The 594-nt window shown below is 41.1% G+C and carries 1 protein-coding gene; it reads left to right on the top strand.

Translation table 11 applies throughout. The features are described 5' to 3' along the window. Positions 1-254: 254 nt before the first annotated feature. Positions 255-594, top strand: a 340-nt coding sequence (locus A7E48_RS11375) for a hypothetical protein (protein WP_233126007.1), incomplete at its 3' end; no start/stop codon positions are given.

Consider the following 594-nt stretch of genomic DNA (forward strand, 5'->3'; position numbering starts at 1 on the left):
CTTTAAGACCCTGGGCCAGGGTTAGTGCTGGTGGTCTTCCGCCTGGTTTTGCCCAGGTGATATGAGAGGTGAGGGCTGTCAGTAGCGTGGTGAATTGCTGAGGTGTGAGCCCTGTTGTACGCTGGTGGAGCAACGGTTCTTCCGGTATGGCTTGAGGTTATTTGTAGTGATTTAATCCTCTTATTTTTGCCGCTGGTGGGGCCGTTGTCTAGTTGGTGGGGTGTGGGTGTGTTCCTACTTTTGAATAAGCCTCAATGAAAGGGGAAAAGTTTCGGCCGACAACTAATACCCAGGAAGCAACTTTACTCTACAAACGCTTTCTACATAGCCTAGTATCTGAAATAAATAGCTCTCAAAGTGGCCCAGGGCAATTTACTGATATTTCCGGATTAAATATTTCCCCCACCCAAAGAATGATTGACATACGTGAATCAGAATTGAATGAGAGGATAGAAATTTATAAAAACAAACGAATTGCAAACCAGAAAGAGTGGTATAAGGTAAAATCTCTCATTAATAGAAAAAAAGAAATAAAATATTTTTTACTTTCTATATTTTCATTTTTCCTATTCTGCATATTCGTTGCGTTAGATT

The organism is Rothia sp. ND6WE1A, from assembly GCF_001683935.1.
In the GTDB taxonomy this organism is placed as follows: Bacteria; Actinomycetota; Actinomycetes; order Actinomycetales; family Micrococcaceae; genus Rothia; species Rothia amarae.